This window comes from Paraburkholderia sp. GAS41 (assembly GCF_050436545.1).
Classification (GTDB): Bacteria; Pseudomonadota; Gammaproteobacteria; order Burkholderiales; family Burkholderiaceae; genus Paraburkholderia.
In genome coordinates this window covers 41235-62527 of sequence record NZ_JBNDMK010000030.1, presented here as the reverse complement: position 1 = coordinate 62527, position 21293 = coordinate 41235, and the positions used below count along the sequence as shown (strand labels likewise).

The window sequence follows — 21293 nt, the reverse complement described above, 5'->3', positions numbered from 1 at the left end:
GCTCGATGCCGATACCAGGGCGGATCAGCAGGAGGCGCCGCTCCATGAATAAAAGTCACTACGTTACCGAAGGTTCTCGCGTGTAATTTAGTTGTACAAAATGATGTAATATCCTGGAGATAACTCAATGAAGAAGCATCATCTCGCGCTGGCAACGCTTTGTGCGCTGGCAAGCACAGCTCATGCGCAAAGCAGCGTTACGTTGTACGGCATCATCGATGAGGGGGTCGACTATCAATCCAACGCGGCGGGCCATACGTCCTGGAGCATGCTGGGCGGCGTGATGTCGGGCAGCCGTTGGGGCCTGCGCGGCTCGGAAGATCTCGGCGGCGGAATGAAGGCGGTCTTCGTGCTGGAAAACGGCTTCAATCCCAGCAACGGTGGTTTTGGTCAAGGCGGCCTGATGTTCGGCCGTCAGGCATACGTGGGCCTTGGCGACCGATTCGGCACAGTGACGTTGGGCCGCCAATATGAGTCGGTGGTGGACTATGTCGGCCCGCTCGAGGCCGGCGATCAGTGGGGTGGTTATATCGCAGCGCACCCGGGAGATCTGGACAACTTCAACAACTCGTACCGATCCAACAACACCGTGAAATTCGCCAGCGCGAACTACAACGGGCTGACCTTCGGTGGCACGTACAGCTTTGGCGGACAGGCCGGCAACTTCACGGGCAACCAGATCTGGTCGCTTGGCACGGGTTACAACAATGGTCCTCTCACGTTGGGTGCGGCCTATTTGAACGCCCGGACGCCGGCAGCGCCTGGCGGAATGCTGAACAACAGCGGCACGGTGGTGGCGTCGCCGGGCAACGCGCTTGCTTCCACGCCGGTTTATGGCGGCTATGCCTCGGCGAACACATATCAGGTCATCGGCGCGGGCGGGGCCTATACTTTTGGCGCGGCTACCTTCGGTGCGACCTATTCGAACATCAAGTTCATGAATCTGGGTACGGTCGCCGTCACCGGCACGCCTCACTACACGGGTACGGCCACGTTCAACAACGCCGAACTCAACTTCAAGTATCAGATCACCCCCGCCTTGCTCGTGGGTGCGGCATTCGACTACACGGACGGCAGTAGCGTTTCCCGCACAAATGGCCCAACCAACGCAGGCGCGAAGTACTACCAGGGTTCCCTTGGCGTCGATTACTTCCTGTCCAAGCGCACGGACGTCTATCTGGTCGGCATCTATCAGCACGCGAACGGCACCGATTCAACCGGCGACGCGGCGCGGGCATCGATCAACCTGCTGACCGCCTCGAACGGCAACAATCAAAGCACGGTTCGAATCGGCATCCGGCAGAAATTCTGACCGGTGGTTTGATAAAAACGCGGCACACCTGCGGCGCGTCCTTGATTCAAGGACGTCGCCGCAGGTGTCTGCCGTAATCGAGCGCCAGGCCGACTCACTTCCCACACCAGATTGCCATGCTCACCTCAATCCGCGCCCGCATTCTTGCATCGTGTACAGCGCTCGTGGCGCTTGCTCTTGTCATCAATACGAGCCTGAATTATCTTGTCGCAAAAAGCTACAACGACGACTCGATTAACGCCAATCTGATCGCGGTGCTTGCCGGACACGAAGCAGGCGTCAGCGACTGGGTGGCATCGAGGACGCACATGGTCGCCTCGTATGAGGACGCCATGCTGCAAGCGGATCCTTTTCCCTCGCTCAAGGCGCTCTCGGCGGCGGGCTCCTTCGATGAGGTGGTCGTCGGGTTTCCTGACAAAAGCTCGAAATTCTCCGATCCCCGGATTGCTCCGCCCAACTACGATCCCACCGCTCGCCCGTGGTACAAGCAAGTGGCGCAGGCCGAGAAGCCTATTGTCACTGCACCCTATGTCGATGCGATTACGGGCAAGCTGATCGTCTCGTTCACGGCGCCTATTATCCGCGATGGCGTACTCAAGGGAGCGATTGCGGCTGCGCAACCGTTGGACAGCGTCATCGCGAACGTCACATCGATCCGTCCGACACCGGCGAGCTTCGGGATGCTAGTGACGGACCGCGGCATCATCGTGGCTCACCCGGACGCCAAGCTTTCGCTTAAGCCGGTCGGCGCGCTTGCGCCTGATCTCGACATGGCTTCGCTCATTGCCACGTCGAGCGATAGCAGCCAACCTCCGGTTGAGGTGAAGATCGGCGGCAGCACGAAACTGCTGCGCGCCAAGGCTGTACCCGGAACGAACTGGCTGATTGTCGTCGCGCTGGACAAGGCCGAAGCTACGACCGGCATGCGCTCGCTGCTCGGCACGTCACTGCTCGCGCTCGTGATCGTGGTGGCCATAGCGGCGCTGGTGGTCGGCGCCATCACGGCGGCGACGCTCAAGCGCCTCTCGCTCGTGCGCGACGCGATGGAGGCGATCAGCGCGGGCACGGGCGATCTGACCCAGCGTTTGCCGGCCGACGGCAAGGACGAAGTGGCCCAGATCGCCGGTTCGTTCAATCACTTCGTCGAGAAGCTAAATGCCGTCATGCTACAGATTCGCGATGCGAGCGGATCGGTGTACCACGCCGCACAGGAAATCGCTGCAGGCAATCACGATCTTTCTGGCCGCACCGAGGCCGCGGCCGCCAGCCTCGAGCAGACCGCAGCTTCGATGGAGGAGATCACGTCGACGGTCACCCAGTCGGCAAGTGCTGCACGCGAGGCCGGGCAAACGGCGATGAACGCCTCAGGAATCGCCGCTCGAGGCGGCAAAGCGGTCGCCGAGGTCGTGAGCACGATGAAGGACATCGAAGCCGCTTCCGGCAAGATCGGCGACATCATCGGCGTGATCGACGGCATCGCGTTCCAGACCAACATCCTGGCGCTCAACGCGGCCGTCGAGGCGGCACGTGCGGGCGAACAGGGGCGCGGCTTCGCGGTCGTGGCGAGCGAGGTGCGCAGCCTTGCCCAACGCAGTGCTCAGGCCGCCAAGGAGATCAAGACCCTGATCGAATCGACGGTAGAGCAGGTGTCAACTGGCTCCCAGCAGGTCGACCGCGCCGGGCAGACGATGGCGGAAATCGTCGCCAGTATCTCCGGCGTGACGATCATCATGAGCGAAATCAATCACGCGGCGGCCGAACAGACACGCGGTATTGAAGAGGTGAACCGTGCGGTGACGGTGCTCGACCAGATGGTGCAGCAAAACGCGGCACTGGTTGAAGAGTCTGCCGCTGCCGCGTCGGCTCTGCAGGGCCAGGCGAATAACCTCGCGCATGCCGTCGGGCAGTTCAAGCTAAGGTAAGGTAAGTGGAGCCGTCAGCGCGAGAGAACCGCAGCGGCGCCGGCGGTGTGGGTCACCCGATGGTGCCGCGCGTTCGTTGTTACGAAAGGGAGAGGAGGTCGGACAGAGCGTTCGGCGTCGGTGCCTTGTCGCGCTGAAGTACGGTGTGAAGTCTTGCAAGGCTTTGCTGCAGGTCCGCTTCCAGCGCAGCGCGCAGTGCCACAGGGTCCCTCGCAGCTGCCGCTTCGAGAATTTTCTGGTGATTGTTTACACCGGTTCGCTGGCGGGCCTGTTCGGGATAAAGCAGATTGAAGTAGGGGCCGATAAGCACCCAACATTCGCGGATCTTCGCGTTCAACATCGGCATCTGAGCCGTTTCATACAACGCGAAATGAAAGGCGCGGTTGTAATGCAGCGCTGCTTTGTGATCCTCCCGCTCGATGCATTCGGACATCTGTGCGTGGATTGCATGAAGCTTCGCCAGCGTGACTTCATCCATGCGCCTCGCCGCCTCGGAGGCGGCCAGGCCCTCCAGGGCAAAACGGATCCGGTAAAGCTCGTCTAGCTGTTGCGGCGAAAGCCTGTGCACGCAGTAGACGCGGTTGTCGTCCATTTGCAGCGCGTGGCTCGACACGAGCCTGTTGAGCGCTTCGCGCACGGGCGTCGGGCTTACATTCATTGACGCGGCGACAGTCCGTGTGACGAGACGTTGTCCAGGAGCGAATTCGCCGATCATCAGCGCCTGCTCGAGGCGGGCGTAGACCTTGTCCCCTACTGTCGGGGCTTTTTCAACCGGGCCGAGGTCTGTCAGCGGACTCGAAGAGGAATTGGAAAGTTGCACGTTGGTAATGTCCTTTTGCGATAGCGAGAATGGTACACCAGATAGCAATATCCGTCCGATTGGCGCCACCTCCGACCGCGCGTGCAAGCTTCTTCCCTGATTGGTAGTACTTTGGTTCCTGGTGGAATCCCTAAAGCGACCGGAAAAACGCTTGAGATTTTTCTTTTGCTATCGCAAATATCAAATCACGGATGTAGACTGTCGATTCCTGATTTGCGGCGTCGGAGGGGCTCTCCCCGCCTTCTTGTTCCACTGGTAAGACTTTGGCAAAGGGTCGGCTTCATGGAAGATAGTTTGTTTAGTGGTCGCTGCAGGGTCGGTATCGACTCTGGCGGCACGTTTACCGATATGGTGCTGATCGACGCCGAAAGTCGGCGCTGGGTCTTCAAGCGGCCGTCGGTGCCCAGTAACCCGGCTAACGGCGTTTTGGGCGTATTGGAGGCAGGTGCGGCGCATTTCGGCATGACGCTCGAGCAGTTGCTTTCGCGCTGCGAGCGCGTGATCCATGGCACCACGGTCGCCACCAATCTCATGCTGGAAGGCAAGGGGGCCCGTGTGGGGCTGCTTTGCACCGACGGTTTTCGTGACAGCCTCGAGATTCGCCGCGGACTGCGGCCGGACATCTGGGATCATCGCAAGCCCTTTGCGCCTGTACTCGTGCCCCGCTATCTCAGGCTTGGCGTGCGCGGTCGCATCGCCGCGGACGGCACCGAGCTGGAAGCGCTCGACGAGGCTGATGTGGAGACGGCCGCGCGCTTTTTCGCGGATGAAGGCGTCGAGGCAATCGCCATCTGTCTTTTGCACGCCTATGTGAATCCGAAGCATGAGCGCCGCGCTGTCGCGCTCCTGAAGGACCATGCGGCGGGCAGTCCTGCTGTGCAGTGGATTTCTGCCTCGAGCGAAATTATTCCGATCATCGGCGAGTACGAGCGTACGTCGGGTACGGTCATCAATGCGAGCCTCGCGCCGCGCATGTCGAAGTACCTGCGCGAGCTGGACGAGCGGCTACGCGGCCATGGCCTCGCGCGCCCGTTGCTGATCCAGCGCTCGAACGGCGGGGCCATCTCGATCGACGAGGCCGTGGGTAGTCCCGTAAATCTGGTGTTGTCGGGTCCGGCAGCAGGTGTCGGCGCCTTGTCCTACTACACGAGGGTCATCGAGAGCGACGACCTGATCGCGATGGAAGTCGGCGGCACGTCCACCGACGTCATGGTGATGGACGGCGGCCGCGTTTCGACCACGACCGAAACGGACATGGCCGGTTATCCTGTCTGCGTGCCTACCGTCGACATTCATACGGTCGGCGCGGGCGGCGGCACCGTCGCCTGGCTGGACGGCGGCAACATGATCAGGCTTGGGCCGCAGGGCGCGGGCGCAGTGCCGGGTCCCGCTGCATATAGCCGTGGCGGCACGTTGCCGACCGTGACGGACGCGCAACTGGCGCTCGGCCGCCTCAAGGCCGGCACGTTTGCAGGTGGCAGCGTCATGCTCGACGAAGCGCTGGCGCGCAAAGCGATCGAAACGCACCTTGCGAAGCCGCTCGGCGTTTCGGTTGAAACCGCGGCGATCGGCATCATCCGTCTCGCCGACCAGCAAATGCACCAGGCCGTCGAGCGCATCAGCATCCAGCGCGGCATCGACGTGCGCGGCTTCACGCTCGTCGCCTGCGGCGGCGCGGGGCCGATGCACGGCGTGTCGGTCGCGCGTTCGCTGAACATGTCGAAGCTGAGCGTGCCGCGTCAATCGGGCGCGTACTGCGCAATGGGCATGCTGAACTCGGATATCCGCAAGGAGTTCCATCGCTCGCTCGTGGTCCGGCTCGGCGACGAACCGCCCGCCACGCTGGGCATCGCGTATGTGGAACTGGCCGAGCGGGCGCGCGCGTTCCTCGCGAAAGAGGGTTTCGAAGGGTCGTCCGCGAGTCTCATCTATCAGGTCGACATGCGCTTTAGCGGCCAGCAGTCGGACATCCCGATCACGCTGGCGAGCGCGACGGAGTCGCCGGCCGCGCTGCGCGAGAGTTTCGAGCGCGAATATGAGCGTCTGTTTGGTCACGTACCGCGTAACGGCTCGATCGAGATCCGTGGCGCACGCGTGATCGGCTGCGGCCGGCTGCAGCGTATCGAGCCGCGCGCGAGCGAAGCGAAGCGGCATGAACCGAAGCCGACTGGCACGCGGCGTGTTTTCGCGAATGAGGAGCGTGGTTTCGTCGACCTGCCGGTCTACGATGGTCCCGCACTGTTGCCGGGCGCGTGCATCGTCGGGCCGGCCATTATTGAAGAAGCAACAACGACCATCGTTGTGACTGGCTACGACGTCGTCCGGCTGAATCGCTTTGGTGAATACATCGTTGATATCTCGGGGGCGCAATGACCATTGATCCAGTAACGTTAGCGGTCACGCAAAATCGCCTTGACCACATCACCCAGCAAATGGGCTGGGTGATGCTGCGTACCGCTCGCAGTCCCATCTTCAGCCAGTCGCATGATTTCTCGTGCTTCATCGCGACCGCAGATGGTGAAGTCATTGCCCAGGCCGATGGCATTCCAATCCATACGGGATCGGGTGGCTTCGCGATCCGTGCGTTGCGCAAGACGTTCGGCGCCACGATTTCGCCGGAAGATGTCTTCCTGTTGAACGACCCCTACCTCGCAGGCGGCAATCACCTGCCGGACTGGGTGATCGCGCGGCCCGCGTTCCATGATGGGCAACTGGTCGGTTTCGCCTGCAACCGCGCTCACCAGGCCGATATCGGCGGCGGCGCTGCGGGCACCTACAACCCGGAGGCCACGGAGATCTATCACGAGGGTATCCGCATTCCTCCGATGAGGCTGGTGGAGAAGGGGCAGGTTCGTGAGGATCTGTGGAGCATGTTGCTCGCCAACAGCCGCGCGTCGGAGGCCCTTGACGGCGATCTGAGCGCGATGCTTGGGTCCACTCGCATTGGCCTCGAGGGGATCGAGAGCGTCGCGAGTCAACATGGGCTGGACATGACGCGGGTGATTTTCGAAGGCGTGCTTGACAGCGCCGACCGCGCCCAGCGCAAGGCTTTCGCGCATCTGCCCGCCGGCGAGTATACCGGTCAGGACTATAGCGACAACGATTGCTTTGGCCCCGCCGATGTCTGGGTCAAGGTGAAGCTCACGATCGGCGGCGCCGGTTCCGCGGTGGTGGATTTCACCGGCAGCTCGCCGCAGGTGAAGGGGTTCAAAAACTCGTCACTCGCGAACACGACGTCGGCGGTTTCCGTGGCGATTGCGTCGTTCTTCGACCCGGAAATGCCGAACAACGAAGGGCGCTTCCGCAGCATCAAGATCGTCGCGCCCGCAGGCACGATCGTGAATCCGGTCGAGCCCGCACCCTTGACGATGTGCACGACGTTCTGCGCGCACGAAATTATCCACGCGGTGTGGCAGGCACTGGCGAAGGCCGATCCGTCGCGGGCCTGTGCGGGGTGGGGCAAGAACATTTTCGGGGTTACAAGCGGTGTCGCGGAAGGCGAGCGATACGTGCTGTACCACGCGAATGCTGCATGTGGGGCCGGTGCAGTGGACGGGCGCGACGGGTTCAATTCGATTGGCCACCTTGCCTCACTGGGCGGCTTCGTGCTTCCGAACATCGAAATCTACGAAGCGCAATTCCCGGTGCTTTATGGCAAGCAGGAGTTCCGCGTAGATACGGGTGGTCCCGGCAAGTACCGCGGCGGCACGGGCGTCGACTACCAGGTGACCGTGTATGGCGACGCGAGCTACTCGTTCCGCGGCGAAGGTCTGCGCTACGTCAGCAGCTATGGCGTGCATGGCGGCGCTGCCGGCGCCGCAGGCGAGATGACGATCACCCTGCCGTCTGGAGAGACGATCCCCGCGCCCAAATACGGCATCCGTCACTACGCCGATGCATCAGTCACTGCGGCTTCGCCTGGGGGGGGCGGCTGGGGGCGTGCGTTCGACCGCGAGCCGGAACGGGTGCTGCGTGACGTGCGCGACGGCGTGGTGTCGGTGGATACCGCCCGCACCGTCTACGGCGTGGTGCTGTCGAACGATTTGCGCGCCATTGATCGCAGCGCCACCGAGCGGCTGCGCGCATCGGTTTGAACCTATCCAACTCTCGACCCAATATGAATTCCACTGCTTCCAATTCTGCACTTCTTGAGGAAATGAAGCGCCTGCACGCTGATTACGAGTACCAGAATCCGCTGAGTCTCGAAGCCCACCAGCGTGCCGCTTCGGTGCTGCCGGGTGGCAACACGCGCACCGTGCTGCACTTCCGTCCGTTTCCACTCACGATGAAGTCCGGCAAGGGCTCGGATGTCTGGGACATCGACGGGCATCATTACGTCGATTTCGTCGGCGAGTTCTCCGCCGGTCTTTACGGTCACTCGGAGCCCGTCATTCGCGACGCCATTACCGAGGCGCTCGAAACTGGCATTGTTATGGCCGCGCCGACCGAGCGCGAGGTCGAACTGGCCGAGATAGTGTGTTCGCGTTTCCCGTCAATCGAAAAGCTGCGCTTTTGCAACTCGGGCACCGAAGCCAACATCCTGGCCCTGATGGCAGCGACCTTATTCACCGGACGCAGAAAGATCCTCGTGTTCGAGGGTGCCTATCACGGTGGCGTACTCGCGTTCTCCACGCCGCCCAACCCGCTAAATATCCCGCTCGACGTCGTCTTTGCGCCGTACAACGATATTGAGCGTGCGCGAGAAGTCATCCATGAGCACCGCGAGAATCTGGCCGCCGTCATTGTCGAACCCATCCTCGGCGCGGCTGGCAACCTGCCAGCCGATGCGGCGTTTCTGCGTGCGCTGCGCGCGGCAACCACCGAAATCGGCGCGCTGCTCATTTTCGACGAGGTCAAGACGTCCCGTTGCGGGGCCGGCGGCATGCAGAAGCAGGTGGACGTACGTCCCGACCTGACGTCGCTTGGCAAGTACATCTGCGGCGGCATGTCCTGCGGCGTGTTTGGCGGACGTGCCGACATCATGTCCCGCTTCGACCCGGCATCGCCCAGGTCTTTGCGTCATGCCGGAACCTTCAATAACAATGCTTGCAGCATGGCCGCGGGCGTAGCTGGCCTGAGCCGTCTGTTCACGGCTGAGCGTGCGGATACGTTCAATGCCGAATGCGAAGCGCTGAGAATCGCACTCAACTCGCATCTGGAGGTCGCCGACGTTCCTATGCGCATGATTGGTCACGGTTCGATGTTCAGCGCGCATTTCGTTCGCAAGACGCCCCGCCGTCCGAGCGATATTCCTGTGATCAGTTCCAGCCTGACTGCACTGTTTCACATGGAAGCTTTGTTATCCGGACTCCTGATGGCTAACCGGGGCGACATTTTCGTCTCGCTGCCGATGCAAGATCGGCATTTTTCGAGACTGAAAGAAACCGTTGCGAAGTTTGTTGACAAGCACGCGGCACTAATCCGCGAGCTCGTGCCGGTCTGACCGCACGGAGTATGTCGTAATTTGGGAAACGATCCTCATGGCTATCATGTAGGAATACTATTTAACGATGGAATTTTACCTGGGAGCAAACAATGCTTGAGGTATTTTCGAAGTACAAGCGGGTGACTGCACTGCTTGCGATGACCGGCGTCCTGATCCCGTCGACCGCCTTCGCTGCGGATCCCATCGAAATCGGAGCGACGGTGCCGCTCACAAGCGCCCTGTCCCTCACGGGGCAGCAAAGTGCCAACGCCATGAAACTGGCCGAGGACGACATCAACAGTGCCGGTGGTATCAACGGCAGAAAGGTGAATTTCGTCTTCGAAGACGCAATGGGATCGAATAGCGCCGCTGTCAACGCGTTCGTCAAGGTCGTGCAGCAATATAAGCCGCCGTTTGCGATGGTGACGAGCTATAGCACGCAGAACGCCGCCGTCTCGCCGGAGGTGGCGAAGGCGCAGATTCCTGTGATGTACGCCGGCGGCGCGGATGTGCTCTCGGATCCGCGCAATCCGTGGATGTTCCGCATTCGGCCGCGTGACGGTCTCGTTGCAATGGGCATGGCGCAGTTTGCCAAGAACACGCTCAAGCTCAAGCATCCCGGCATCCTGTACGTGCAAAACGACTTCGGTCAGGGTGGCGCGAATGCCGTCACCAAACTGCTGGCCGAGGAAGGTGTCAACGTCGTCGGGCAGGAGGCATACGGCCAGACCGATAAAGACATGTCGGCGCAGATTCTCAATCTGAAGAACAAGGGCGCTGATGGCTTCATTGCGTTTGTGTATCCACAGGACGGTGCGCTGCTGCTGCATCAAATGAAGGCGCTCGGCATTCAGCAGCCGGTCATCACGTCGTCGTCCGGTTTTGTTCCCGCTGGGACGCAACTGCTCGATCCTTCGGATTTCGTCAATGTTTGGGGCGTCACCGACGCCGGTCTGGACCAGACAACGAAGGGTCGTGAATACCTGAAGCGCTACAAGGACAAGTTTGGCGTGGACAGCGATCCGTATGGCGCGGCTTACTACGACGGCGCGATGCTGCTCGCCAAGGCGCTCGCCGCGGTGGGCGAAGATCCGGCGAAGCTACGCGATTACCTTGGGAAGGTCTCCGATTTCCAGGGCGTGGCGCACAAATACAAGGCCGACGCGCAAGGCAATCTCGTGCATGACGTGGCCGTCGTCAAGATGAAGCCGGGTACTAAGCAGATTGAGTTTGTCCAGCAGATTTCGTCTGACTGAGCGTCTCTGAACCGTTTTTTTTACTCTTCACGGAGCCTGGCGTGCAAGACTTTCTTCAACTGCTGGTCAATGGGGCAGCCTTGGGCAGCGTTTACGCGTTGGCGGCGCTGGGCTTCGTGCTCGTCTATTCGACCACCAATATCGTAAACTTCGCAGTCGGGCAGTTTGTCATGCTCGGCACCTTTTTCGGCGTGACCACGATCGTCCAGGCCCATATGCCCGTATGGGCTGGTGCTCTGGCCGCGATTGTCATGATGGGGGTGTTCGGATTCGCATTCTTCGCGCTTGTCCATCTACCGTTGCGCAAGCGACCTGTCGTGTCCATCGTGATCGGAACCGTTGCGGCGGGCATCGCGATCCAGAACGGTGCGCTGCTGATATGGGGTGCCTGGCCATTCCGGTTGCCTTCGCCGTTCGGTAGCGGCGTGATCCAGCTCGGTTCGAGCACCATCACAGTACACGCGCTCGCTACTATCGGCATCACGGTTTTGCTGATCGGATTGCTGTACGGAATGTTGTTCCGAACCGATGCGGGCCGGGCCATGCGCGCGGTCGCGCAGGATGCGGACGCGGCACGGCTCATGGGCCTGCCGGTGTTCCGGCTGCTCGGACTGTCCTGGGCAATCGCGGCTGTGCTGGCATCGTTTGCGGGGCTGCTGGTTTCGCCGATGTGGTTTGCGGACGTCAACATGGGGGACCCCATTGCGCTGAAGGCGTTTGCTGCGACCATCATCGGCGGCTTCGGAAGCCTGCCCGGTGCGATTGTCGGTGGGCTCTCGGTGGGCATCATCGAGATCCTCGGCGCGTCGTATCTGTCGTCGACCTACAAGGATCTGCTGGCCTTTGCGCTGATGATCGCGTTCCTGCTTTGGCGTCCGCAGGGTCTGTTCGGCGAGCGCGTGGCGGAGAGAGGGTGATATGCCGAAACGTTTGATTGGATGTCTCGTCATCCTCGCGTTGCTCGCGATGTGTCCCGCGATCCTGGACGAATATACGGTACGCGTGCTCAATGGCGCGATCATCGCGGCTATTGCCGTAATGGGGTTGAACTTCGCATTCGGTTATTCCGGGCTGATGTCGATGTCCCAGGCGTCCTTCATGGGTATCAGTGCCTATCTGCTGGCGATCCTGACGACGCGCTGCGGCATGAACGTGTGGCTGGCTGTGCTGGTGGCGGTCCTGGTGACGACGGTTTTCGTGATCGCTGCGGGCCGGGTTCTGCTGAAGCTGCGTGGTCACTACCTGGCCCTGGGGACGCTCGGTCTGAATGTGAGCCTGACCATCATCATGCTGAACTGGGTGGAAGTGACGGGCGGTTCGAACGGCATCGGCTCGATTCCGCCGCTCACGATCGGCACGATTCCCATAGCAGGCGAGCATGCGTTCTACTGGTTCGGCATCGTGGTGCTGATGGTGCTTGCTGGCCTCGCGGTGCGGATCAAGGAATCGCACAGCGGCCGCACGATGATCGCTGTCTGTGACGACGAAATCTCGACGGCGATGACCGGTATGTCGGTGCCGCGCGTGAAATTGACGGCGTTTGCGTTGAGCGGCCTTTACGCCGCGATAGCGGGTTGTCTGTTCGCGACGCACATGCAGTTCGTGTCGCCTGACGATTTCAGCTTCGACAAATCGATCGTGTTTCTCTCGATGCTGGTGGTCGGCGGCAGCGGTTCGATCGTCGGGTCAATACTGGGGGCGACGGCGCTGACGCTCTTGCCTGAACTGCTCCGATTCGTTGGCACTGCCTATCTGCTTGTGTTCGGCGTGCTGGTCCTGCTCGTGTTGACTTTCTTCCCGGGCGGGCTGGCGGGATTACTCTTACGGCCGCGCTGGCCACGCCGGGCCTCCCTGAGGGCACCGGTTTCGAGGAGGGAAGACGCATGACTCTGCTATCAATGCGTGGAGTGTCTAAGCGCTACGGAGGGGTGCAGGCCCTGTCGGATATCGATCTTGACATTTCGGCGGGCGCATTCCTGGCCGTGATCGGCCCCAACGGCGCTGGCAAGAGCACGCTGCTCAACGTGATGACGCGGTTGACGCCGCTTTCGGCTGGCACCATTACGCTCGAAGGCGCTGACATCGGCGCGTTGCCGACGGATCGCATCATCCGCCTTGGCATCGGCCGAATTTTCCAGAACGGCCGCCTTTTCACACGTCTCACCGTCATCGAAAACGTCATGTTGGGCGCCGCCCTGATGGGAAGTCCGAGCCTTCTTTCGACGATCTTGCCCGGCGGCGGCAGCGCTCAGCAGGAGAGCGAGCTTTGCGAACGTAGTGCGGCGATGCTTGGTGAGTTCGGTCTGGAGCATCTGGCGAACCGGACGATCGATTCACTCTCGTACGGCAACCGCCGGCTCGTCGAACTGGCTCGGGTCATGGTGGCCAGGCCGAAGCTGCTTTTGCTCGACGAGCCGGCAGCCGGTCTCAACCTGGGCGAGGTTGAGGCGCTGATGGAGCGTTTGCGACGCCTGCGCGATGCGCACCGCCTCGCCGTCGTACTGATCGAACACAACATGGGAATGGTGATGCGTCTCGCCGAACGCGTGGTCGTACTCAATTTCGGTTCGAAGATTGCCGAGGGAACGCCAGCGGAGGTCCAAACGAATCCAGATGTGCTGCGCGCCTACCTTGGGGAGGGTTACGAAACATGTTGAGCTGCAAGAACCTGAGGGTCTCCTATGGCGACATCGAGGCGCTGCACGGCGTCGACCTGAATGTCGCGGCCGGCGAGACTGTCGCGCTGATCGGCGTGAACGGCGCAGGCAAGTCCACCTTGTTGCGAGCGATCTCTGGTCTGTTGCCGATCGAGGGCGACATCCTGTTCGACAAGACAAGTCTGCGTGGCAATTCACCTGAGCGGCGCGCGGGGATTGGCATCGGACACGTGCCGGAAGGCCGCCGGATTTTCCCGGGGCTAACTGTCAGGGAGAACCTCGAAATCGGGGCCTACGTGCGTCGGCGAACCGCGGGGCGCAAGGATGATCTGGAGGAGGTCTTCCAGATGTTTCCGCGCCTCAAGGAACGGCACAAGCAACTGGGCTGGTCGCTATCGGGTGGCGAGCAACAAATGCTTGCGATTGGCCGCGCGCTGATGGGCAGACCGAAGATGCTTTTGCTTGATGAACCCTCGCTCGGACTCGCGCCGCGGCTCGCGGAGGAGGTCTACGCACGCATTGCCACCTTCAAGGACACAGGCATGACGGTGCTGCTCGTCGAGCAGAACACGGTGCTGGCGCTCAATGTCGCGGCGCGCGGTTATGTGCTGGACGGTGGACACATCATTATGCACGGGCCGGCCGACGAACTGAAGCACGATCCACGCGTCAGGGACGCCTATCTCGGACGATAGCCGGGGACGCGCTACAACAACGCCGGTTAGCTTTGACTGGCACCTCTTTGCTGAAAATCTACGATGACATCCAAGACGATCATCTCGTGCGCCGTGACGGGTAACCTCGTCACGCGCGAGAATCACCCCGACTTGCCAATTACCCCGGCGCAAATCGCGCAGGCCGCGCTCGATGCAGCATCTGCTGGCGCGGCGATCGCTCACATTCACGTGCGTGATCCTATGACGGGAAAGCCCAGTATGCGCGTCGATCTGTATGCGGAGGTGGTCGAGCGTATTCGCGCGCAGAACCGCGACCTGATCATCAATCTGACGACGGGCGAGGGCGGACGGTTCACACCGAGCGAGGACGACCCGAAAGTGGCGGCCCCGGGTAGCACGCTCACGCAGCCTGAGAATCGCGTGGCGCACGTTGTGGCGATCAAGCCAGACATTTGTTCGCTCGATTTCAACACGATGAACTCGGGTGCGAATGTGGTGATCAACACGCCGACTAACGTGCGCAAGATGGCGAGAGCGATTGTCGAGGCCGGCGTGATGCCGGAGATCGAGGTGTTCGATAGCGGCGACATTCATATGGCCCGCGACCTGATTGACGAAGGCTCGCTCGTCGGCCCTCATCTTTTCCAACTGGTCACGGGGGTCAAATATGGCGCTTCGTCGACCGGCTCGACCTTGCTTTATCTGAAGTCGCTGCTGCCCGCCATTTGCCAATGGTCGGCGTTCGGTCTTGGGCGCATGGAGTTTCCGATGGTCGCGCAGGCGTTTCTCCTCGGTGGGCACGTGCGCGTCGGTTTCGAGGACAACGTCTATATCTCGAAGGGGAAGCTCGCCCGCGACAACGCGCAACTGGTCGAGAAGTGCGTGAACATTCTTGAGTTGCTTGGCGGCGAGGTGGCATCGGCTGCCGAGGCACGTGCGATGCTTGGGCTGCGCGCGAGAAATTGAGCAACCGGTGAGATATAGCGATGTTTCGGGCGCGGTGCGCCCGAAACAATCTGACTCATGTACAGATCGAGCACGGCAGACGAACTGTCGTTTGTCGTGCCGGGCCACCGACCCGCGACGACGGAAATTACCCGATGCGTACGAGACTTGTCTTGTAGCGCTCGCGGCGGTCGACATAGCTTTGCGCCGCTCTCTTCAATCCGGCGATCTGTTCTTCGGTGAGTTCTCGCACGACTTTGGCGGGCGCACCCAGGATCAGCGAGTTGTCCGGGAACAGCTTTCCTTCGGTGACGACGGCACCGGCGCCGACCAGACAATTGCGGCCGATGACGGCCCCATTCAATACCACGGCCTGAATGCCGATCAACGCCCCTTCCTTGATTGTGCAGCCATGCAGCATTGCCTGATGACCGATCGTGACGCCCTGTTCAATCGTCAACGGATAGCCCGGGTCCGTATGCAATACCGCGCTTTCCTGCACATTGCTGCACGCGCCAATGGTGATCGGTTCGTTGTCGGCGCGAATGGACGCGCCGGACCAGATACTTACGTTCTCCTCAATCACCGCACTACCGATTATCGTTGCAGAGTCGGCGACAAGCACGCTTTCGTGAATGATGGGTGACGCTTCACCAAGTTTGTAGATTGCCACGGTTTGTCCTTGCGAGCACTCCTCGGCGGTGGTCTTGGCCATGCCGACTGTGCAGTGGGATTGGCGCCAAATTGCGCTGGGATTGGAAGACGACATTGTATGCGGGTATACGAAGATCGCAAACGACTTTGAATCGTTATCCGAAGTATGTAAATGCGAGGAAGAAAAGTGGGGTGGCGAGCGGGAGCTAATTAAAATCTAACTCGGGAGCGGTACATTGAATTCCGGAACCATCCACAACCGTTACGGAGAGTACATGATGCTAGACCCATTTCAGCGAGCCGCTTTGATGAATGCGGTGAAGTGCGGAATTCGCGGGATCAATGGAGCGATACAAATGCTGAAGGACGAGTGCCCGAACGCCTTTCATACGGACGATACGCTGGCTTCGAGGATTTTCTATCACAGGCCACCTGATCACACACCGTGCAGGGGCTTTGTCGATGGACGGATGAACGATTGAGTACTACTTTAGCGTTTTCCATCCTCTAGGTGGGGGTGTTCAATCCATTTGTCGAAGGGTATCAACACGTACGAATTCGTCAAAGCAGACTCTGAACACACTGACGATCTCGTTGAGCGTGTATGCATGACCGGTCCGTATAGAGCTGCAGTCGCAAACAATGAACTCGGTTTGCACCATCGCGATTTTCTCGCCCGATTTCTTGTGCTACGCAGAATTGAACACTCCCACGTTCTGATTGACAGCACTCGGTACGATCGTGTGATCGGTGGATTGATTTGTGGCCCGTTATACGACTTCGAGCCGACCGGCTGGAGCATGTGCTCCTGGGACAGTATTCGTGGATTGCATGCTCCGTTCAAAACCCTGAAGATTCCCGAAACCTGCTTTATCGATGCGCTTGACGTGGTCCAGGATATGCCACGGAAAGGACTGGGAAAGGAGCTATTTCTGGCCACGGAATCGATCATCGTCAGGCACTCCTTACCACCTAGACCGGCAACGCCAAGTAAGCCCACTTTGCTACCGGCCGCGCGCAACCAGTCGAGAACACTTCGCTCACTCAGCGCGTCCAGAAAGGGGGCATCGCAGCAGTCACAGAGTGGGTTCATCTCTGCGAGATGCGCTACGACAATGGGTGAAGCCCATCTACGCGGCGTGGCACCGGGCTATAGATGAGAAGCGCGCAGCCCAGTCACCGCCGGCCGCATCGTCGAGCGCCGCGGTGAAGTCCTTCGTGCCCTGAGACTCGCCTGCATCCTTGGCGTCACGTTGGGCATCGTCAGTTGCGACGTCACGTCCGGCGTCTGCACTGACTTCGCCGAGAGTGGCGGCAACCCCGCTGTCTAAGCCAACAACCGGTATTCCAATTTGCTTGCGCGACACGGTATGCCGCGAGAATTTGCGGAACTGTTCCTTCCCATGTCCGTCCAATCCGCATTGGCATTACAAAATGTAATATTAGATACCCCAATCCCCGTCTCGCTTTGCTTTGGATGGCCCCTTTCACCACCCCGGAAACACAAAAACATATGAAGAAGATCGATGTGGTCGAACTCCATGCCGAACTCCCCGGATGTTCAAGTGCAAGGCGTCGAACAGTCGTCGAGCGTACGTTTTCGCAGTTTGATCCGCGGGGTATGCCCGTCGCGTTTGACCCGAAGAGTCCACCACGATCCTTTGACATCTTTAGTATCGCATCTCCCGGTCATCATTAGCTCGGGAACGCTCGCCTGAAGGACGCCGTGAGCATCCATACGACGGGCTATCGGCTCTCGGTTTAGCCTCGTCGTTAGTGCCAATTAAGGTTATGCAAAGGATATTCAAATGAGTGATGCGCAAGTGCTGGCGGAGACCCTTCCAATCATGTTGGTTGGTGCGATGAGCCCCGGTGCCAGTTTTCTCTTGGTAGCACAACGGTCGGTTATGTTCTGCAGACGGGATGGTGTCGCAATGGCGCTCGGTATGGGAGCGGCCGCGGTAGTCTTCAACGTTGTTGCCATTCTTGGTTTTGCCGCTGTGCTCAACTCACTGCAGTGGCTCAAGGCGTTGGGCGGGATTTACCTGCTGTATCTTGCATTCAAGACATGGAAGACCGCATCGGTTCAGATCGGCTTAACCGGTAAAGACGGAATCGAACGAAGAGGTACACTATTGCAGTCGTTCTGGATCGGGCTGACCGCTCATTTGCTAAATCCGAAGGCGCTGTTATTTTATGTAAGCGCGCTATCTGTGTTCATGGCAAGCAAACGCTCATTCTTCGCTCACGCACTATTGCTGCCTCTTGTTCTTTTCTTGGAGGTCGCGTGGTATTCAACAGTAGCAATTTGTTTTTCAAATCCTCGTCTTCAATCACTCTATTTGACCTTCAGGAAGTGGGTTGATCGCATTGCCGCTACGATGCTTGGAATTCTAGGTGCAACGATAATGTTCGTATGAGGGTTGCGGCGTGACCTATATCTGTCTTAAGCAAACGGGCGCTTGGCGTGCGTTTCGCGAGGCTGCTTCGACGTGTGTCGTCACGGGCCGGAGGCTGTTTGCCGAGAAGTGTGGGTTGCTCGGCTTGCACAGCACACTTGTGACCACACTCGCGCTTCCGTCCGCATGGACTGTCAACACGCTGCAACAGGTCCACGCGTGGAAAGCAGCGGCAGCGCGAGGGGAGTTCAGATACACCCGTGAGTTCGTAGACTTCATTTGTACACCCCTGTCCATTCGCGTGGATTGGAACACGACGTAGCGGCGTTTAGCACTTCAGCGCATCACGCGAACTATAGTCAGGGCTATGGAGGCAGTAGCACAAACAAGCCATGACGAACCTGTCGATTCGCCGCCTGAGCCCATGATTCCCGAGGGCCTCCTCCCGACCGAGGAGCCCGCAAAGGAGCCTCAGCAAGCGCGCAAGACCCTTCGGGACCTGTTGCCGTTCTGGAGGCAATGGAACGGATATGTCGAGACAGACAACGCCGTAAAGCGGGCAGGGAAAGCACTGGAGCCTTTCGAGGAAGCGTGCGGCGCTGAACGTTAGGCGTAGGGCGCACCCCGATCAAACTACCTGTTTGGGTAGGATTTTCCCTCCTTGTACCATTCCCTACCCATCGCCGGCGTTGAACCGTAATTATTGTCTCCATAAAGTTCGCTCCAACAGCGGTTCGATTGGCATGAAATTGTGGGGCGCAATGTGAACGCGGTCTGTCCAAGAATCAGGACGGGTTACGCTGTTCAACGTCAGACTATCGGATATTAAGATATAGATTCGATAATCTATCTCCGGCAGTAAACGTACCCGACATGTTAATAGATTGGGTGTCTCGCATTGGTAAATCGTATGCGTTCTCTCTGGAGATAAGCGTATGCAGGTCGGTACCTTCGCCGGCCGCGTGATTGAGTTATGGGCGAAGAAATGAGCCTCGGAGAAAACTTTGAAAAATAGGATTCCGAACGTTGTAGGAAGAGCCGACGAACAGTCTATCGCTGCGTAGGCTTTAGAAGAGCTCGATGGAATTTTCAACTCGCGAATCAGGCCATCGGCTTGGGACAGTGACGCAAGGAGAAGTGTTGTGACCAGAAATGCAAAGACCGTACGTGTGGCAACGGACGTCGGCGGAACGTTCACTGATCTTGTGTACTTCGAGATCGACCCTGTCAGCGGGAAGCAGACGATACGAACGGCGAAGTCCGATACGACACCGCCTAATTTCGAACAGGGAATTCTGAATGTGTTGCGAAAGGCAGACGTTCGCCTCGAAGACGTCAGCTTTCTTGCACACGGCACGACGGTTGTCATCAATGCGTTGACGGAGCGACGGGGAGCTCGAACCGGTTTGATAACTACGACCGGATTTCGGGACGTGCTGGAAATTGCTCGTGCGAATCGACCAGATTTTTTTAACCTGCAGTGGATCAAACCGATTCCGTTCGTACCGCGCCATTTGCGGCGTGAAGTGGCCGGACGCATGCACTTTGATGGCCAGGAACGTGAGCCGCTCGATTTGCGTGGACTTGCCGAGACTCTTGATGATTTCCGGCGCGAGGGTGTCGAAGCAGTCGCAATTTGCCTTTTGCATGCGTATGCAAACCCCGCGCATGAACAGGCGGTGCTTGCCGAGACAAAACGGCACTGGCCCGAAGTATCAGTCGTAGCGTCCCATCAAATTACTCGTGAATGGCGGGAATATGAACGGTCGAGCACGGCGGTGCTTTCCGCGTATGTTCAACCGCTCGCATCTCGCTACCTGGATAGTCTGGAACACGGGCTGCGCGCGGGTGGCTACAAGGCGCCGTTATACGTGATGCAGTCGAACTGCGGCGTCGACACTGTATCTCATGCGCGGGAAATTCCGATTACGATGGTCGAATCCGGTCCGGCGAGCGGCTTTTGGGGCGCAGCGGAACTTGGCCGTCTAATTGGTGAGCCAAACGTGTTGGCGCTGGATATCGGCGGCACCACTGCTAAATGCTCGCTTATAAAAAATGGCCAAGTAGCTCTCAAAACTGACTATTGGATTGAGAGAGATCGACTCAATGCGGGTTATCCGATCATGGTGCCGGTCGTGGACCTGGTAGAAATCGGCAACGGCGGTGGATCGATCGCGTGGGTCGATGAATTCAGTAAGCTGCATGTCGGTCCGCAGTCTGCGGGCGCGGTTCCTGGGCCGGCTGCATATGGACACGGCGGCACGGACGCGACGACCACGGATGCGAATCTTGCGCTTGGTCGCATCAATAGGGACTACTTCTGCGGTGGTGAACTCGTCGCTGATATGGATGCCGTCGACAGGGCGCTGGATCCGCTGGCGGCTTCTCTTGGCATGTCACGCGAAGAGATTGCCCGCGGAATCGTACGTCTCGCCAATGACAACATGGTCAACGCGTTGAAGATGGTGTCCCTGAGTCGTGGCCATGATCCACGCGACTTTACGCTTGTCGCGTTTGGCGGTGGTGGCGCGATGCATGCCGTCGCACTAGCACAAGAGCTGGGTGTAAAGAAGGTTGTCATCCCCCGCGGCGCCTCGGTATTTTCCGCATGGGGAATGACTATGTCCGACCTGCGACGTGACTTGTTCGTGAATCGGTTCTTCGAGGCTGATCGCGAGGGAGCGATCGCCGAAGTGCAGGTTCTGCTTGATGATCTGAAGGCGTCGGCGGTCGAACAATTCGCAGCCGAAGATATTGCTCCCGACCGTGTGAAGCTCACAATCAATTGCAAGCTGCGCTATCAGAACCAGGAACACTCAGTCGAGATTCCCTTGCGGATGGGCGAGCAAGTTGCAACGCATTGGGATGAGATCGTCAAACGATTCCACGCGGCTTACGAGCAGCAATATACCTATCGATTGGACGCCCCGCTCGAAATCGTGGGGTTTCATATTGTCACGACGGCTGAGATAGGAAAGTTGGATCTGGACGAGATGCCGGTAACAGGCGTGATGTTGGAATCGGCGATTAAGGGACGTCGATCCGTTGATTACGCTCTGCAGGGAGTTCACAAAGCAGTTATCTATGACAATGCAATGCTCGAACCTGGTATGACCTTCGTCGGCCCTGCAATTATCGAAGACTCCGGCACGACTATCGTTGTTCATCCGAACAACGATGTCAGCGTTGATCGCCTCGGTAACATCCATATCACCATCTGAGAAAG

At 59.3% G+C, this 21293-nt stretch carries 15 protein-coding genes; 13 read left to right on the top strand and 2 right to left on the bottom strand.

What is annotated here, in order from left to right; genetic code table 11:
- The first annotated feature begins 127 nt into the window (after nt 1-127).
- Together P3T43_RS30585 and P3T43_RS30580 are read left to right on the top strand one after the other, a co-directional pair.
- Nucleotides 128-1312, top strand: coding sequence for a porin (locus P3T43_RS30585; protein ID WP_429284735.1), 1185 nt, complete (start codon nt 128-130; stop codon nt 1310-1312).
- 116 nt (nt 1313-1428) lie between these two features.
- On the top strand, nt 1429-3234 hold the full coding sequence (locus tag P3T43_RS30580; protein WP_429284734.1) for a methyl-accepting chemotaxis protein: 1806 nt from the start codon (nt 1429-1431) through the stop codon (nt 3232-3234).
- Between the two features lie 79 nt (nt 3235-3313).
- Here P3T43_RS30580 and P3T43_RS30575 read toward each other — a convergent pair whose 3' ends face one another.
- Nucleotides 3314-4054, bottom strand: a complete 741-nt coding sequence (locus P3T43_RS30575) for a GntR family transcriptional regulator (protein ID WP_429284733.1) — start codon at nt 4052-4054, stop codon at nt 3314-3316.
- 282 nt (nt 4055-4336) lie between these two features.
- Here P3T43_RS30575 and P3T43_RS30570 point away from each other — a divergent pair, with 282 nt between their 5' ends.
- The 9 genes from P3T43_RS30570 to P3T43_RS30530 all read left to right on the top strand — a co-directional run bounded on the left by P3T43_RS30570 (nt 4337) and on the right by P3T43_RS30530 (nt 15035).
- Nucleotides 4337-6427, top strand: a complete 2091-nt coding sequence (locus P3T43_RS30570; RefSeq protein WP_429284732.1) for a hydantoinase/oxoprolinase family protein — start codon at nt 4337-4339, stop codon at nt 6425-6427.
- Nucleotides 6424-8148 carry a hydantoinase B/oxoprolinase family protein gene (locus P3T43_RS30565; RefSeq protein WP_429284731.1) on the top strand — a complete coding sequence of 575 codons (1725 nt, stop codon included), beginning with the start codon at nt 6424-6426 and terminating at the stop codon, nt 8146-8148. Before P3T43_RS30570 ends, P3T43_RS30565 begins: the two co-directional genes overlap by 4 nt.
- A gap of 62 nt (nt 8149-8210) precedes the next feature.
- Complete coding sequence (locus P3T43_RS30560; protein ID WP_429284730.1) at nt 8211-9497, top strand: aspartate aminotransferase family protein; 1287 nt, start codon at nt 8211-8213, stop codon at nt 9495-9497.
- A 92-nt stretch (nt 9498-9589) separates the two neighbouring features.
- Nucleotides 9590-10735: an ABC transporter substrate-binding protein gene (locus tag P3T43_RS30555; RefSeq protein WP_429284729.1), complete on the top strand. Its 1146-nt coding sequence runs from the start codon at nt 9590-9592 to the stop codon at nt 10733-10735.
- 41 nt (nt 10736-10776) lie between these two features.
- The gene (locus P3T43_RS30550; protein ID WP_429284728.1) at nt 10777-11652 is read left to right on the top strand and encodes a branched-chain amino acid ABC transporter permease; all 876 of its coding nucleotides are present in this window, start codon (nt 10777-10779) and stop codon (nt 11650-11652) included.
- Nucleotide 11653: 1 nt separating this feature from the next.
- Nucleotides 11654-12622, top strand: a complete 969-nt coding sequence (locus P3T43_RS30545) for a branched-chain amino acid ABC transporter permease (protein ID WP_429284727.1) — start codon at nt 11654-11656, stop codon at nt 12620-12622.
- Nucleotides 12619-13392 (top strand): ABC transporter ATP-binding protein, encoded by a 774-nt coding sequence (locus tag P3T43_RS30540; RefSeq protein WP_429284726.1) that lies wholly within the window; start codon nt 12619-12621, stop codon nt 13390-13392. The genes P3T43_RS30545 and P3T43_RS30540 overlap by 4 nt, the downstream gene beginning before the upstream one ends.
- Nucleotides 13386-14087: an ABC transporter ATP-binding protein gene (locus tag P3T43_RS30535; protein ID WP_429284725.1), complete on the top strand. Its 702-nt coding sequence runs from the start codon at nt 13386-13388 to the stop codon at nt 14085-14087. The genes P3T43_RS30540 and P3T43_RS30535 overlap by 7 nt, the downstream gene beginning before the upstream one ends.
- 63 nt (nt 14088-14150) lie before the next feature.
- Nucleotides 14151-15035: a 3-keto-5-aminohexanoate cleavage protein gene (locus tag P3T43_RS30530; RefSeq protein ID WP_429284724.1), complete on the top strand. Its 885-nt coding sequence runs from the start codon at nt 14151-14153 to the stop codon at nt 15033-15035.
- Nucleotides 15036-15162: 127 nt separating this feature from the next.
- Here the strand turns inward: P3T43_RS30530 and P3T43_RS30525 are convergent, their stop codons facing one another.
- Nucleotides 15163-15687 (bottom strand): gamma carbonic anhydrase family protein, encoded by a 525-nt coding sequence (locus tag P3T43_RS30525; protein WP_429284782.1) that lies wholly within the window; start codon nt 15685-15687, stop codon nt 15163-15165.
- 1789 nt (nt 15688-17476) lie between these two features.
- Here P3T43_RS30525 and P3T43_RS30520 point away from each other — a divergent pair.
- Together P3T43_RS30520 and P3T43_RS30515 are read left to right on the top strand one after the other, a co-directional pair.
- A complete protein-coding gene (locus tag P3T43_RS30520) occupies nt 17477-18088 on the top strand; it encodes a LysE family translocator (RefSeq protein WP_429284723.1) in 612 nt (203 codons plus the stop codon).
- A 1121-nt stretch (nt 18089-19209) separates the two neighbouring features.
- Nucleotides 19210-21288 (top strand): hydantoinase/oxoprolinase family protein, encoded by a 2079-nt coding sequence (locus P3T43_RS30515; protein ID WP_429284722.1) that lies wholly within the window; start codon nt 19210-19212, stop codon nt 21286-21288.
- Nucleotides 21289-21293: the final 5 nt, after the last annotated feature.